This window comes from Candidatus Lariskella endosymbiont of Epinotia ramella (assembly GCF_964019805.1).
GTDB lineage: Bacteria > Pseudomonadota > Alphaproteobacteria > Rickettsiales > Midichloriaceae > Lariskella.
In genome coordinates, this window is record NZ_OZ026472.1 from 139,047 (window position 1) to 153,134 (window position 14,088).

Sequence of the window (14,088 nt, forward strand, 5' to 3'; positions counted from 1 at the left end):
CTAATTCCCAACAGATTTAACTTTATTAAATTTTAAAAATATTCTTTCAGGTGCAAGCCTAAGGTCAAGACATTTCACATCTCCACGTTTTAATATATAATCCTTTAATTTCGAATCGAAAAGAGATGCAGCTTTTTTTATATCATTTTCTGGTAATTTAACCATAAGACCATTTTTTAAAAGAATATTCCATCTACGTTTTCCTATAAATTGTAGAGAAGAAATCTGATCCTTAAATTGTGTTTCATCAATTATCTTTAGCGCCTGAATGAAAGTAGCATTTGCTTCATCACCAACAACAATTATATAATCAGTTGGTAGTGGGATAAACTGTTCTTGCAAGACGTTGCCATCTACGTCTATTAGAAAGAATTTGCCACCATGCCACCAAATTGCTTTTGGGATCCTTTCATTAATTTCAATATCAATTGTGCTAGGTAATATAATACGTACTTTTACACTTTTCACTACGTTGAATTCTTCCAAAGAAGATTTGATATGATATGGCGATATATTCCAGATCTTATTATTTCGACCGCACTTAAAGTTGCAATCACTTTTTTCTTCTCCTGCTTCATTATGAGTATACGGGATATTCTGAGAAAGGTCAGCTAAAGATAAGTTGATGTGATCCAAGATTTGTTTATTAGATAGTCTTAGGTTGCCTCGAATCTCAATATTTTTCACAGTAAAGTAGTCGCAATATAAAAAGCGAGAGAAGCCTATCATATCAAAATATAAGGTGCGCAGCGGAATAACGGAATTTATAGCAAATAGCGCAGCAGATATGGTGATACAATGCTTTAAAAGTTTGATTATACTTGGTATGTAATTATAACTCTTTTTTTTCCTGCTTGAAATCTTTGGATTCAAGGTGCGTCTAGCACTACGAATACGTGGTTTTATGGCCTTTTTTCGCATATTGCATCATTTAGTAATTGCATCACTAACATTTCAAACGAGATCTCATTGTGAGCAGCTATTTCTGGCAAAATCGAGAGAGTGGTAAATCCTGGATGTGTATTGAGTTCAAGGAAATAAAGCCCGTTGTCCCCTTCCTCTGGGTTATATCTAAAATCACTTCTGCTAATTGTTCGGCAGCCAAGAACATTATGCATCACTTCAGCGGCATTTAGCGCTTCTTTATAAGCATTTTCTGGAATTTCAGCTGGATATATATGACTTGCAGCTCCATCTGTATACTTTGATTGATAATCATAAAATCCTGATTTTGGCCTCAGTTCAAGAGCGCCAAGCGCAGTGCCGGAAACTACAGCTGCACTTATTTCTTGCCCTGGAATATATCTTTCAATTAATATTTCATCTCCATAATGCCAATCCTCAGCAATTGGTAGATGGGAATTATGATCTTTTACTAAAAATACGCCTATTGTAGATCCTTGCTCAACTGGTTTAATTATGTAAGGGAATGTCATAGGATGCTCTTTTTTGCTTAGCATTTTAAAGAGATCTGTACTTCTGATCATTACATGTTCTGGCATTTTTATACCAAGAGATTGGGCTATCCTTCTGGTCATTCCTTTATTCATTGCAACGGCAGATGCCATAACTCCTGAGTGTGTGTATGGAATTTGCATCACCTCAAGGAGTCCAGGAATAGAGCCATCTTCCCCGTATGTACCATGCAAGCAATTAAAGACGACATCTGGCCTTTGAGCAATAATCTCGGCAGGCAAATTTTGTCCTGGATCTATCTGCAGAACATCATATTTCATGTTTTCGAGAACAGTCTTTACACTTGCAGCAGACATTATAGAAATATCATGCTCTGCTCCTAGCCCACCTGCAAGAATTAAAATACGCACTTGTTAATTCACCTCCAATACTTATGGATACCTATCATTTATATTCGTCATACTTTTCAAAATTAGCCGGTGTCAAAATGACCCTTACTCTTAATAGCTCTTTTTAAAGTCTAATTTCATATGTACATAATAAATACCAAGTCTTTATTTACGTGCGGTATATAGGCACTGCGCTTAAGGTCAGTGCACGCTTTTTTAGGATTTAAATTGCATGATTTTTTAGAATACCAGTTAATTTCTGAGTCAAATACTTATATATACTTGCAAAGAAATTAACGAAGTAATACTTGAAAATCAGGCTAGAAATCTGCGCAAGTGACTTTGCCGGCAGCGCCTAATCATATGAAATTTTTCATATGATTAACACATAAAACCATCAAACTTTCTTTGTATTCTTCAATCCATAAAAATTATTAATCATGATTAGGATAGGCGCAGAAATATAGATGGATGAATATGTTCCAAATGCAATTCCGAAAAACATTGCCATACTAAAGCCCCTAAGATGATAGCCACCGAGCAATATCAAAGCAAGACACACAAGAAGTGTAGTCAAAACTGTCATGATTGTTCTAGATAGCGTCTCATTTATGCTTCTATTAATGACCTCTATTAGGGTTTTTCCATTATGCTTGTTCAAGTTTTCTCTAATCCTATCATATATAACTACACTGTCGTTAACAGAATATCCAACAACCGTAAGTATAGCTGCTATGGATGTTAGATCAAATTCATATCGGGTCATCATATAAAATCCAAGAGTTGCGAGTGCATCATGAAACAACGCAACTGTAATGCCAACTGCAAAACGCAAGTCAAAGCGCAGTGCTATATAAATCATTATACCAAGTAATGAGAATAGTACAGCTAAAGTCGCTTTATGGACCAGAGCTTCTCCGACCTTAGGACCAACATAATCTATCTTGTTAAACTCTGCATTTTCTATATTTTGAGTAATCAGATCTTTGAAAGATGTAACATCTTCAAGCTGTCTATTTTTATCGATACGCAATCTGATTATTACAGATTTATTGCCACTTTCTTGTATAGTACTATTTTCATATTTATTTAATGTAAGAGTTTTTCTGAGCGAATCTATATCAATTTTTTTGTCAGACCTTATATCAAAAATCATTCCTCCGGTGAAGTCTATACCGAGGTTCAGGCTGTTGAAAAATAAAAGGAATATTACACAAGCGCTTAGCAATATGCTAAATATAAACGCATAGTGTTTTTTCCCCACAAAATCCACGTTTAGTTTACTTGGAATAATGGATATAGGAAAAGACATACAACAGTTACTTGGATACGTTTTTTAAGAAGAACAACATGAGCGCTGTTCTGGTTACAATGTAAATCATGTGCATTATAATCAAAACAAGTATTTTAGAAAATAAAAAAAACTGCACGCACAAAATTGATACAAAGAATAATAAACCAAATTTTAAGATAAAGGCGAGATGCTGCCTGACAAAATGAAAGCTGCAATATATGGAATGAAATACAGAAGATTTATTAAATATTACGAAGAAATCACTAAACACACATGCTGTTGCTACGAATATAGTGATAGGTGGGAATATAAATATTCCTATGCCATAGAATAAAGATATAACAAAGTATAGCTGTGCTAGATTAAATAAATTGGTTTTGACGAAGTTAAGTAGTTTTTGTATAAAAAGTGGATCTTTATTATCTAATACTATCACTCCAGTTTGCAAAGAGCGCACAATAGCTGCAACGAATGCTTCCAAGAAAACAAGTACTATTAGAATTAAAGGCTGAGTTTTGCTATTTGCATGAACCAAATCTGCAAGATCAGCCGACTCTTCCATATTGATAGTGGAATCTGTAAATTGTAGTAACAGATAAATGTATAAAACACTGCGCAGAAGATCTAGCAACTGCACTGTAATTACAGCCTTCATATTATTAAAACATACAAATGCAGACTGTTTAACTAAATTGATTACTTCACGCATAAATCAACTGAATATAATTGCTAGATTCAATAAACTCCTTCTGCAAACATTTGTTCCAGGGGCCCATTGCTTTGTCGCATCTTTAGCCTTTATTCTAATACTCATGTACTTCTTGTACACTTGTTGCCTCCCCGCGCGCTCGTATGCTACTTGCACCTCGCATAACTAGAACAAGCGTTTGAAGAAGAAGTCTAATAAATATCAACTCTTTATTTACCTGCGGTATATGTATATTGCTACTTCTATTAGCATACTCTTATGATGTATGCAAAAAACTAATCACGTTTTGTAGAGACATCATACTTTTTAATTTTAAGAAAGGTATCAGAAATTGATTTTTAGTAACACAAATTACCAATTATTTTATAATTTGCAATCCATCTCAATGCATGAGAAAATTGAGCCAGAAGAGTTTTTCCTAAAGTTTTCAAAATGTAACATTCAACGCTTTTTGTATGGAAAATAGTACTGCAAGTCATTCACTAAATCGCCATTTGAAGGCAACACTTTTCTGCTATTGGCTCTTTTTTAGAGGGCTAGAAATTTTTATTTGAATGCTTAGATTCAAAATAAACATCCGTATAAAGTTCACTCTCATCTGGTTCAGGACTGTTTTTTGCAAATTCTATTGCTTTATCTACTATTGTTTTTATTTGTTTCTCTGCTTCCTTAAAAAAGTCGTCTTTAACTAATCTATTGCTGAGCATGTAAGTTTTTAGAGCAACAATAGGATCTTTATGTTCTTTATATTCTTCTACTTCCGCTTTTGTTCTATAAGTTGCGGGGTCAGACATAGAATGCCCTCTATACCTATAGGTTTTTGTTTCAACTATGATAGGTCCTTTGCCACTTCTAACATGCTCACAGGCTTTGGTAAATGCTTCATGTACAGCAAGGAATGACATACCATCAACTTGCATGCCTGGAATGCCAAAAGATTCTCCACGCTTATAGAGTTCTACAGTACTACACCCCCTTGCGACAGAAGTTCCCATTGCATATTCGTTGTTCTCTATTACGTATAAAACAGGTAAATTCCAAAGTTTTGCCATATTAAATGACTCATATACCTGCCCCTGATTCGCCGCTCCATCTCCAAACATTGTAACTGCAATGTTGTTTTGTTCTCTGTATTTGAAAGCAAAACCTAGACCTGTTCCAAGTGGAACTTGGGCGCCTACTATTCCATGCCCACCATAAAATGCGTTTTTAGTATCAAACATATGCATAGAGCCGCCTTTTCCTTTTGAACAGCCACCAGCTCTTCCCAATAATTCAGCCATTATCCAACTTGGATCACTTCCAGTTGCTAGCATCACACCATGATCTCTATAGCTTGTTATCATGGCATCACCTTCCTGAAGAGTACTTTTTATGCCAACGGCGACGGCTTCTTCTCCTATATAAAGGTGACAAAACCCGCCTATTAAACCCATGCCATAAAGTTGTGCAGCTCTCTCCTCAAACCTGCGCAGTAGCAGCATATCGCGATATGCAGGTTTCAATAAATTGAGATCGACAACAGCGCTATTTTCTTGTACCATCTTGCTGAAAACAAAAGAAATGTTATCTCAAGAGGCAATAGTAAGTGGAGAAGCATAGCTTGTAAAGCAATAATTTTGGAGAGTTTTCACAATTAGATAGAGATATGATATGATCACTGTTTTAAGAACTAAATGGTGGTTTTATGGTTTGTTGTAAGGGATGTGGTTCCGATAGCTTTATAAAAAACGGCATTGTGAGGGGTGTACAGCGTTATAAGTGCAGATCATGCCTTCTAAATTTTGTTGAGGGCGATCTGCGCAAAAAGCCTCAAACAGCCGTTAAGAAAGCACTATGTGTTATGCTATATAGCCTTGGCAAGGCCTCTTTTTCTATGTTAGGCAGGATATTAGGACACTCACCGTCCATAATTTATCGCTGGTTAGTAGAGGCGATGAACAAGACTCAGGAGCCAATCATCTCTTCGGATATTATGGAGATGGAATTTGACGAGATGTGGCATTTTATTGGTTCAAAAAAAACAAGCTTTGGATCATCAAGGCGGTTGATCGTAGCACAAGGAGAACTGTTGCATGGGTTACAGGCAATCGTGATACTGCAACATTCCAAAAGCTCTACGACAAAGTGAGTCATCTGAAAGAATGTCATTTTTATACGGATGATTGGAATGCTTTTTCTAAAGTTTTACCAAAAAAGCGTCATACGATTGGCAAGTCTGGCACAGTATCTATCGAGAGAGATAATAGTAACACGCGACATCATTTAGGCAGAATGACACGGCGTACTAAGATCGTTTCAAAGAAGGAGTCAATGGTCTACGGATCCATCAAGCTTTGGTGCGCTCTTACAACACCACAAATATTTACACAATATCAAGAACAAACCTTATCTATCTTTATGTGAAAACTCTCTAATTTTGTTATTTATGCAGCGCAAAATAAAACTACCAGAAGGTGTTAATAAAGTCCATTTGATAGGTATCGGTGGAATAGGCATGAGTGCCATAGCGAATATTTTAAATAGCTTAAAGTGCTCTGTTCAAGGTTCTGAAGCAAAGCGCAGTCACTTGACTCAAGACATGGAAAACGATGGAATCAAGGTTTTTTATGAACATGTTGCGAGTAATATAACTGGTGTTAATCTGGTTGTAAGATCAACTGCGATTATAGATCAAAATCCAGAAGTGGTTGCTGCAAAGTCTGCTGGAATTCCAGTTATCTCTCGTGCAGATATGCTTGCTATGATAGTCAAAAATTATTATTCAATAGCAGTTTCCGGTACTCATGGCAAGACAACTACTACAGCACTGATAGGCAATATGCTTGTAGAGGCAGGGCAAACTCCTCTAATAGTGAACGGTGGTATTATGAATGGCTTTGCTAGTAATGTTGTTCAAGGCGGTGGAGATATAGCAGTCTTTGAGGCAGATGAATCCGATGGTAGTTTTTTGAAGACTGCTGCGCAAATAAAGGTTGTGACAAATATTGACAAAGAACACCTAGATTACCACGGTGGTTTTGACAATTTAAAGGCTGCATACAAAGAGTTTATTGTATCAGTTCCAAGTGATGGCTTTGCTGTGCTATGTCATGACAATGAAAATCTAAAGGAAATTTCATACTCTCTAAATAATGCGAATATTATCAGTTATGGTATAGGAGAAGGAGAATTTGATTTGTCTGCTTCTTCTATAAATGTTTTAGAGACAGGGTCAGTTTTCGATGTTTCCCTCAGCGAAAGATTTTCTAAGATGTGTAGTATGAAAGCTGGTGTGATGATAAGTGACTTAAAGCTTTCTGTGCTTGGTGAGCATAATGTGCAGAACTGCCTTGCTGTTATTGCAGTAGGCTTGATACTGAAAATACCTATTGAAATAATAAGGAAAGCCATAGCAAGTTTTAAAGGAGTGCAGCGGAGATTTACTGAGGTTGCAGATCTTAGCGGGTTAAAAATCATAGATGATTATGCTCACCATCCAGAAGAAATTCAAGCAACATTAAAACTAGCAAGGAAGATAGCCGATATCCGTGGCGGGAGACTTTGTGTAATATTTCAACCACATAAGTATAGCAGGCTCAGAGCATTATTTGATGAGTTTTTAATCTCATTTGATTATGCCGATCATGTTCTGATATCTGATGTATATTCTGCTGGTGAACCATATGATGAGATATTTAATACAAAAAAATTAATAGAATCATTAAAAATTAGGCTAGAAACAAGAGTAGAATATCTTGATAAGCATGAAAACTTACCTTATATAATAGAGAGGTTGTGTTCTTACGGAGATTTGGTTGTGTTTCTTGGTGCAGGAGATATAACATCCTGGGCAAGAAGCTTGCCAGCTAAGCTTTCTTCGCTGTGATTTTGTTAAGTATGCTAATTTTTTAAAGATTTACGATGTATAGTACTAGATTACTCATAGTAACAATGATTTTTTTGCTATGTACTGCTGTGCGAGATGCTAATGCAACGCAAAATGTATTTGATATTGTGATAGCTGCGCAGAAAAATAATAATGCGCTTTTAGCCGCTGAGCAAGAGCTTAAGGCTCGTAAGCTTGATAAGTTGAAAGCTATGTCTGGGTTCTTGCCACAAGTGTACGCACAGGGCACACTTTCCGAAATGAAATACAATAATAATCCACTTGCTAATTATGGCTCAAGTCAGCAAGGTCAGTTGGTCGCTTCTCAGGAATTATTTTCTGGAGGAACAACACTTTCTTCAGTTCATAAAACAAACAGTATAATTGAATCTGTAGAGGCAAAATTTATCAGTACTAGAGATAACATTATATATAAGGCTATAGAAGCTTATGAGAATGTAATCCTTACAAGGCAATTGTATCAAATAGCCATTAGCAAAGAAGAAGCAATGCGGAAACACTTGCAAACTGCCGAGCTCAAGTTTTCTGTTGGAGAGCTTACAAGGACGGACGTTTCAACTGCTAAGTATAATGTTGCAGAAGCAGTCGCAGAAAAGGAAAAGATGCGTGGCGAGATGTTATCTGCTGAATCAGTATTTGCCTATACGATAGGACTTCTGCCAGATGAGGATTTAAGATCTATCAATGCATCTATATTAGATGTCCCAAGCTCTATGGATGAATTTGCCGCTGTAGTAAATAATGCAAATCCAAATTTGCTTATTGCTAAAAAGAATCTTGAGGCTTCGGAGTACGCTGTAGCAGAATCTACAGGTAAGCTATTGCCAAGAGTAGAGCTTCAAGGATCTTTAACGAAGAGCAATGCGGCCAGGAGTCTTGAGAACAAGGACGGTTCAAATGTTGCGCTTATTGTGAGCATTCCAATTTTTGATAAAGGCTTGACTGTAACTGATATACGTGAAAAGAGATATACAAAACGTAAGGCGGAATTTGATTTTGATTATACGCGTGGCAACGTGAATGAAAATATAGTCAAAATTTGGACAGGGTATCAGGTTGCAAAGTATAGCATAGTCTCAAATATAGAAGCTTTAGAGGCGGCGCAGGATGCAGCTGCGAGTGCTGATGAAGAATATAAGGCTGGTGCAAAAACTACCCTTGATGTTCTTACTGCAGAGATTAGCCTTGCAAAAGCAAAAGCAAGTATGAAAAAGGCGGAGAGAGATCTGGTCCTTGCAATATTTCAGATGCACAATTATATGGGTAGTCTTGCTAAGTTAGATTTTGCCAAGCTCTCTTCAAAGTAGCATACAATCCAACAGCGCAAATTTTAGTTATATGAATCTTATCGCCTGACTAACTCTAAAGAACATAGGATTTATCTTGATTGTAAGTAGTGATGATGCACATAAATCCTGCAGGAAAAGTGGTAAAATTGCCAAAAACCAAAAACCTTATGGGTTTTGTTAAGTTATGGTAAATTAAGTTGAGGTTTGCGTATTAAAGAATTGAACCAAAGCATTATATAATTTATCAACTGTGTTAGTTTTACGTTTGATCCATCGTTTCATATTAGCCCAAAATTTCTCTATAGGATTCAAATCAGGAGAGTAAGGTGGCAGAAAAATTACTCTGCAACTAACAGATTCAATTAGATCCTTAGTTTTTTGTGAACGATGGAATGTAGCGTTATCCATTACTACAACTTGTCCAGGTTTTAGTTCTTTTATCAAAAACTCTTCAACCCAAGCTTCAAATAATTTTGTATTACAAGAGCCATTAAATTCCAGGCGCTATCGGTCTATTATTGACCAATCCAGATATAATATTAGTTCTTTCGTAATTATTTACCACTCTTCTTACAAACGAGCTTTTCTCCTTTCTTGCACCATCCTCTGTCTTGGCAAATATTCATATCAATGCCACTTTCATCTATATATACAAGATTTTGAGGCGGCATCCCTTTTATGACTTCTTGGTAGGACTTGCGCTTTTCTTCACTTGCTTCCACATACGTGTAGGTTTTTTTATAACTGTAGCCTAGCTTACGAAGCCAATATAATGCACCTGATGCACTCATACCAAAATGTGCTCCCATTTTGGATAAAATAAAATCAGCCTTGCTATTTACGTATATTGCAACTTCTTCCACATTTATTCTTCCTTTTTTACCACCGACCTTTCTTGACGAATAGCTTCCTTCTGCATTAGACCTCTTGCATAACCTATTTAAAGCTCAAAGTTATAGATACCAGCAAGTAAATTAAACCTTAAACCGAATCGTTTTCTTCTGTTCCTATAACGATCAGCGATAATTTTAAATCGTTTGATCATGCCTATGACGTTTTCATTTAAAACACGTTCACTAGACAATTGACGATTTTTCTTTTTATCTTTCCTGCTTAGTGGTCGCTTTTTTGTCTTTTTCTTTGGTAACTCTGAATTATAATGCAACTTATCAATGCCTTGATAACCAGTATCTGTAAGAACTTTAATCTCAGGGTGGATGTGAACTCCGGATTCTTTAAATAACCTGAAATCATGACGCTTGCCATTAGAAAAATTAGTGCAAATGATTTCTTTTTTCCTTTTATCCACAATAAGCTGAGTTTTTAGAGTATGTCGCCTCTTTTTTCCCGAATAAAAGTGCTTCTGTTTTTTTTAGGTCGTTCTATCGGTGTTTCAGTAGCATCAATTAACACAAGTTCGTATTCAGAATCGCTTTTTAGTAATGCTTTACGTCCAGGTAGTGAAAATCGTTTATCTTTAATTAGAGTATCTTCAATCCAACGTATATTACGATAACAGGCACTTTCACTTATTCCATAACTGCGGGAAATATGAAAATATGTCCTGTATTCACGCAAGTACTCAAGCGTCATGAGTAATCGATCTTCTAAAGCCAATTTATTGGGTTTTCCACCTTGAGACTTTAAAATAGCTTCAGCTTCTTTTAATATACTTAGTATAACTTCAAACGTTCCTCGTTTAATGCCAGTAAGCCTGCGAAACTCTTCTGCGTATTCATCTTTGATGTTTTCAAACTTCATGTTATCCTTGATAAAATCAAGGATTTTAATCAATTTATATGGTTATGCAAGAGGTCTATTATATCTTTTATACCAATTCCTCACCGTGTTTGATGCTATTTCAAATTTTATCGAGGCGCTTTCGCAGCTATTACCTCTTTCTACATATGTGATTACTTTTTTCCGAAAATCTTCGCTGTATGAGGATGGCATTTTCCTTTGAGTATAACACACACATATGTATTGCGCAAACTTCAACTTAATTTACTATATATCCAAAAATTAGTACAGGGCGGAATGGCTTTGTTGGATAATGCGTAGTGCATATTAGAAATGTTAAAAGATAATGAAACGAGTTCCATAGGCACTTTTATTGGTGATTGTGCTTATTGCAAAATGTCGGTGCACAGCACTGCACATCAGAGAGCTATAAAGAAGTGATAACGCCACCAACATTAACGTTTGGTTACCATTGTCTTGGTCTACCCGCATTTAAAGATTTCAACGAATCTATTAGCTATATGAAAAGGCATGATGACAAAAAAGAAGGCTTAAAGCTTTGGAAAAAAGATACAGGCTATTACAGGCGCTTAAGAATAGAGCTTATTTTGCCAGTTTTAAGCGGGCTTTTGGCAGATATTTTGTTGCCAAATGCGATATTAAAAAAGCAAATTGAGATGATTATTAAGGTAAGCACTCTAAATCTCTTGAAAAAAGACTTCATTCTTATATCTTCTAAAGCTTCTTGAAGTGAGAAGCTTTAGCATTTTATAGTACCGATAATGAAATAGTCTTATTATGCAACAAAGCCGCAGAATCCTGGGCTAATTTTTGTACATTTAACTTCTCCGCAAAAATTTATTTGCGTAGCAAGTTGATTTTTGACGAACAGACTAAATCTTATATCGAGGTGAGGTTGTTAACAGACGCAGCATTTGATCTTCATTAGGAAAGTTGGAAACTTCAACACAGTGCCATTCTAGATCAAGTATCTGTGATGAAACTTTTTTACTAATACAAACTGCTCTAATATTTCGAAGGCTTGTTTTGTATTGCAATGCAATAGTGCGAAAATGTTGCGCCGTCCTACTTGAGTATAAAAGGGTACTAGTCACATCAGATTCTATAATACTTACTATATTGCGGCTTAATCTATTAATAGGCTTGGATTTATACACAATAATTTCATCTACAATATATCCAACTTTTTCCAAATTACCTTTAATATCAAGAGAAATCTCTTCTCCTCTCAAGTATAGCATTTTCTTATTATATGATGATTGCTTGTGAAAAAATCTTATTAAAGCTCCCACATTTTCTCCGAGCGAAATAACATTTTTAAATCCAATGCTATATAATGCAGCCTTAGATTTACTTCCTATAGTATATACTAGGATTTTTTTATTAATAAGGTTTTGATTTTGCAGTATGCTCACTGCATTTTGACTGGTAATTATCAGTGCTTGGTAATTATCCAGTTTATCGTTATTAAATGTTACATTGAGATACTCTACATCTAGAAATGGTACAATAATCGATCTTAAATGCAATTTTGCAAGCTTAGCTGCAGTTAATTCTGCTAAGTGTTTAGGCCTGGTTATTAAAATCATATATATACTCGTCATGCTTCAAAAATTTGCGTCGTCAGATCGCTTGTTATGTATTGATTATACACCTCCTCGTGTTCTTCCTAGTTTTTTTTGAAGTCTAATGTCGTATGTGTATAATTAACTCTCCATTTATTAAGAGGTATACAATGCGATATTACAGCTAAAGTAGTATAAAACAAGCGCGCTACACTTTGTCTTTTTGAAAATTTTCATCACTCTCTTGCCTGAAAGATAGTTATATTCCAGGCTCTCAACAAATAAAAATTTATTCTAAAGTACTCGTTTATCATGCCTGTTTTATACTACTTTAGCTATAGTTCTATGAAACAGCTTTACTTGACAGCTTAGCATATGAATAAATCGCAGTCTGTTATATTATCGAAGAGTTTCAGGTAAATTCCGCCTAAAACTTGCAAAATACTCAATCAAAGATTTACTGCTGCAATATATCTACTCTGAAACAATCATTGAATTTGATATTTTTGAACGTTGAGAAAATCCGCTTCTGACTTATATAGTATTTCTCCTATCACAATTGTCCATCCGGCGCATTCTAGTTTGAATTATGACACGGATGGATCAACTAAACTTCTTATAAAACTAGCGCTCTAACTCAAAGAATTTAGGGTCCTTAAACGAAAACATATCTTTTCCAAATTTCATTCCATACTGCAAATTAGTAATCGATATCTCTGTAAGTGCTTCTCCATTAGGTCCCATGAGGCCTATGTGTGATAGAGATATTTTTGGCTTTACTGCAAATTTCAGTATTAATATATTTTCTATCTCTTGTTGAGTTTTATCTGTAAGCGCTACATCGACATAGTTTCCATTTGTATCTTCATATACGGAAATTACTTGGCAATCAGAGTGTAAATCAATTGGTGTTTTGCTCAATACTTTTAGTATATTAGATTTTACAGGCAGCGTGCTTAACTCCTCAAGTGCATAATCATAATATATCACCTTATCACCTGATGCTATTACTAGTCTTTTATCTGGAGATTCATATTCCCATTTAATTTTTCCAGGCCTTGAGATATATAACATCCCATTCCGTATTATCCCTTTTTGCAAGTCTCTCTCTTCAAAATTAGCTTGCATTGTTGATATGGAATTAATGTATGCCTGAACGTTGCCTAGAATATCTAATGGTTTATTGGCGGCAATACAAGACGCAGCATGTGAGAGGAGAAAACAAAGAATCAGAAGTGAAATTTTTATCGCGACAATGTTCCTTATTGTGAGGTTATTCATTCTGGACTGCGCTTTAAAGTGTTTTTGAATGTAATAATTTTATATCGGATACAGTGAAGAATGCAACAATAGTTTGATGAAACTAGAATGGAGTGGTGCCCAGAGGCGGAATCGAACCACCGACACAAGGATTTTCAGTCCTTTGCTCTACCGACTGAGCTATCTGGGCAAGAGCCTACCTTAAAGAAAATCCGGCAAAATGGTGACCCCTGCGGGAATCGAACCCGCGTTTTCACCGTGAAAGGGTGACGTCCTAACCGCTAGACGAAGGGGCCGAAAACAAAGTAAGCAAGATATAGATATCATGTTTTGCAAATAGTGCAAGTCTTTTTTGCCCAAATGCTTGTACTGGTTAAGTTTTATCGTGTGAAGCTTCCGCTTTTATTCATATAGTTTTTAAAGCTATATGCTATATTCCTAGCCTACTTCTACAAGCAATATGCTTAGATAAAGCAAAGTCAGTTGCAAGTTAATCGCGCACGTCAGCAAAATGTT

14 protein-coding genes, 2 tRNA genes and 1 pseudogene are annotated in these 14,088 nt (G+C 35.7%); 5 read left to right on the forward strand and 12 right to left on the reverse strand.

What is annotated here, in order from left to right; genetic code table 11:
• The 4 genes from AACL20_RS00550 to pdhA form a co-directional block, all read right to left on the reverse strand.
• Positions 1-921: a cell division protein FtsQ/DivIB gene (locus AACL20_RS00550; RefSeq protein WP_339052229.1), complete on the reverse strand. Its 921-nt coding sequence runs from the start codon at positions 919-921 to the stop codon at positions 1-3.
• Positions 903-1,826 (reverse strand): D-alanine--D-alanine ligase, encoded by a 924-nt coding sequence (locus AACL20_RS00555; protein WP_339052230.1) that lies wholly within the window; start codon positions 1,824-1,826, stop codon positions 903-905. Before AACL20_RS00555 ends, AACL20_RS00550 begins: the two co-directional genes overlap by 19 nt.
• Positions 1,827-2,202: 376 nt before the next feature.
• Positions 2,203-3,117, reverse strand: a complete 915-nt coding sequence (gene secF / locus AACL20_RS00560; RefSeq protein ID WP_339052231.1) for a protein translocase subunit SecF — start codon at positions 3,115-3,117, stop codon at positions 2,203-2,205.
• A gap of 1,227 nt (positions 3,118-4,344) precedes the next feature.
• Positions 4,345-5,352, reverse strand: a complete 1,008-nt coding sequence (pdhA, locus tag AACL20_RS00565; protein WP_339052232.1) for a pyruvate dehydrogenase (acetyl-transferring) E1 component subunit alpha — start codon at positions 5,350-5,352, stop codon at positions 4,345-4,347.
• A gap of 143 nt (positions 5,353-5,495) precedes the next feature.
• On the opposite strand from pdhA, the gene AACL20_RS00570 reads away from it, so the two are divergent.
• From AACL20_RS00570 to AACL20_RS00585, 4 genes are all read left to right on the forward strand, one after another.
• Positions 5,496-5,939 (forward strand): hypothetical protein, encoded by a 444-nt coding sequence (locus tag AACL20_RS00570; RefSeq protein ID WP_339052233.1) that lies wholly within the window; start codon positions 5,496-5,498, stop codon positions 5,937-5,939.
• On the forward strand, positions 5,846-6,214 hold the full coding sequence (locus AACL20_RS00575; RefSeq protein WP_339052646.1) for an IS1 family transposase: 369 nt from the start codon (positions 5,846-5,848) through the stop codon (positions 6,212-6,214). Before AACL20_RS00570 ends, AACL20_RS00575 begins: the two co-directional genes overlap by 94 nt.
• A 22-nt stretch (positions 6,215-6,236) precedes the next feature.
• Complete coding sequence (murC, locus tag AACL20_RS00580) at positions 6,237-7,676, forward strand: UDP-N-acetylmuramate--L-alanine ligase (RefSeq protein WP_339052234.1); 1,440 nt, start codon at positions 6,237-6,239, stop codon at positions 7,674-7,676.
• Between the two features lie 65 nt (positions 7,677-7,741).
• The gene (locus tag AACL20_RS00585; protein ID WP_339052235.1) at positions 7,742-9,004 is read left to right on the forward strand and encodes a TolC family protein; all 1,263 of its coding nucleotides are present in this window, start codon (positions 7,742-7,744) and stop codon (positions 9,002-9,004) included.
• Between the two features lie 174 nt (positions 9,005-9,178).
• Here AACL20_RS00585 and AACL20_RS00590 read toward each other — a convergent pair whose 3' ends face one another.
• The 4 genes and pseudogenes from AACL20_RS00590 to AACL20_RS00605 all read right to left on the reverse strand — a co-directional run bounded on the left by AACL20_RS00590 (position 9,179) and on the right by AACL20_RS00605 (position 10,939).
• Complete coding sequence (locus AACL20_RS00590; RefSeq protein ID WP_410519923.1) at positions 9,179-9,487, reverse strand: transposase; 309 nt, start codon at positions 9,485-9,487, stop codon at positions 9,179-9,181.
• A 53-nt stretch (positions 9,488-9,540) separates the two neighbouring features.
• Positions 9,541-9,876: pseudogene (locus tag AACL20_RS00595) on the reverse strand (IS630 family transposase); the annotation flags it as partial.
• A gap of 50 nt (positions 9,877-9,926) precedes the next feature.
• A protein-coding gene (locus AACL20_RS00600; RefSeq protein WP_339051669.1) for an IS5 family transposase occupies positions 9,927-10,747 on the reverse strand; the annotation gives its coding sequence in 2 pieces (ribosomal slippage) (positions 9,927-10,360 and positions 10,360-10,747; 822 coding nt in all).
• Between the two features lie 42 nt (positions 10,748-10,789).
• Positions 10,790-10,939, reverse strand: coding sequence for a helix-turn-helix domain-containing protein (locus AACL20_RS00605; protein WP_339052238.1), 150 nt, complete (start codon positions 10,937-10,939; stop codon positions 10,790-10,792).
• A gap of 308 nt (positions 10,940-11,247) precedes the next feature.
• On the opposite strand from AACL20_RS00605, the gene AACL20_RS00610 reads away from it, so the two are divergent.
• On the forward strand, positions 11,248-11,475 hold the full coding sequence (locus tag AACL20_RS00610; protein ID WP_339052239.1) for a hypothetical protein: 228 nt from the start codon (positions 11,248-11,250) through the stop codon (positions 11,473-11,475).
• Between the two features lie 144 nt (positions 11,476-11,619).
• Here AACL20_RS00610 and AACL20_RS00615 read toward each other — a convergent pair whose 3' ends face one another.
• The 4 genes from AACL20_RS00615 to AACL20_RS00630 form a co-directional block, all read right to left on the reverse strand.
• Positions 11,620-12,336 (reverse strand): uroporphyrinogen-III synthase, encoded by a 717-nt coding sequence (locus AACL20_RS00615; RefSeq protein ID WP_339052240.1) that lies wholly within the window; start codon positions 12,334-12,336, stop codon positions 11,620-11,622.
• A 600-nt stretch (positions 12,337-12,936) separates the two neighbouring features.
• A complete protein-coding gene (locus tag AACL20_RS00620; protein WP_339052241.1) occupies positions 12,937-13,593 on the reverse strand; it encodes an outer membrane lipoprotein carrier protein LolA in 657 nt (218 codons plus the stop codon).
• A 93-nt stretch (positions 13,594-13,686) separates the two neighbouring features.
• Positions 13,687-13,762, reverse strand: a tRNA-Phe gene (locus tag AACL20_RS00625).
• A 31-nt stretch (positions 13,763-13,793) separates the two neighbouring features.
• Positions 13,794-13,868, reverse strand: a tRNA-Glu gene (locus AACL20_RS00630).
• Between the last annotated feature and the right edge of the window lie 220 nt (positions 13,869-14,088).

What these genes read in the sequence shown, in the direction of transcription:
- AACL20_RS00550 (WP_339052229.1), bottom strand. Translation starts at nt 921, where the DNA reads ATGCGAAAAAAGGCCATAAAACCACGTATTCGTAGTGCTAGACGCACC.
- secF (WP_339052231.1), bottom strand. Translation starts at nt 3,117, where the DNA reads ATGTCTTTTCCTATATCCATTATTCCAAGTAAACTAAACGTGGATTTT.
- pdhA (WP_339052232.1), bottom strand. Translation starts at nt 5,352, where the DNA reads ATGGTACAAGAAAATAGCGCTGTTGTCGATCTCAATTTATTGAAACCT.
- AACL20_RS00570 (WP_339052233.1), top strand. Translation starts at nt 5,496, where the DNA reads ATGGTTTGTTGTAAGGGATGTGGTTCCGATAGCTTTATAAAAAACGGC.
- murC (WP_339052234.1), top strand. Translation starts at nt 6,237, where the DNA reads ATGCAGCGCAAAATAAAACTACCAGAAGGTGTTAATAAAGTCCATTTG.
- AACL20_RS00585 (WP_339052235.1), top strand. Translation starts at nt 7,742, where the DNA reads ATGATTTTTTTGCTATGTACTGCTGTGCGAGATGCTAATGCAACGCAA.
- AACL20_RS00605 (WP_339052238.1), bottom strand. Translation starts at nt 10,939, where the DNA reads ATGCCATCCTCATACAGCGAAGATTTTCGGAAAAAAGTAATCACATAT.
- AACL20_RS00610 (WP_339052239.1), top strand. Translation starts at nt 11,248, where the DNA reads ATGAAAAGGCATGATGACAAAAAAGAAGGCTTAAAGCTTTGGAAAAAA.
- AACL20_RS00615 (WP_339052240.1), bottom strand. Translation starts at nt 12,336, where the DNA reads ATGATTTTAATAACCAGGCCTAAACACTTAGCAGAATTAACTGCAGCT.
- AACL20_RS00620 (WP_339052241.1), bottom strand. Translation starts at nt 13,593, where the DNA reads ATGAATAACCTCACAATAAGGAACATTGTCGCGATAAAAATTTCACTT.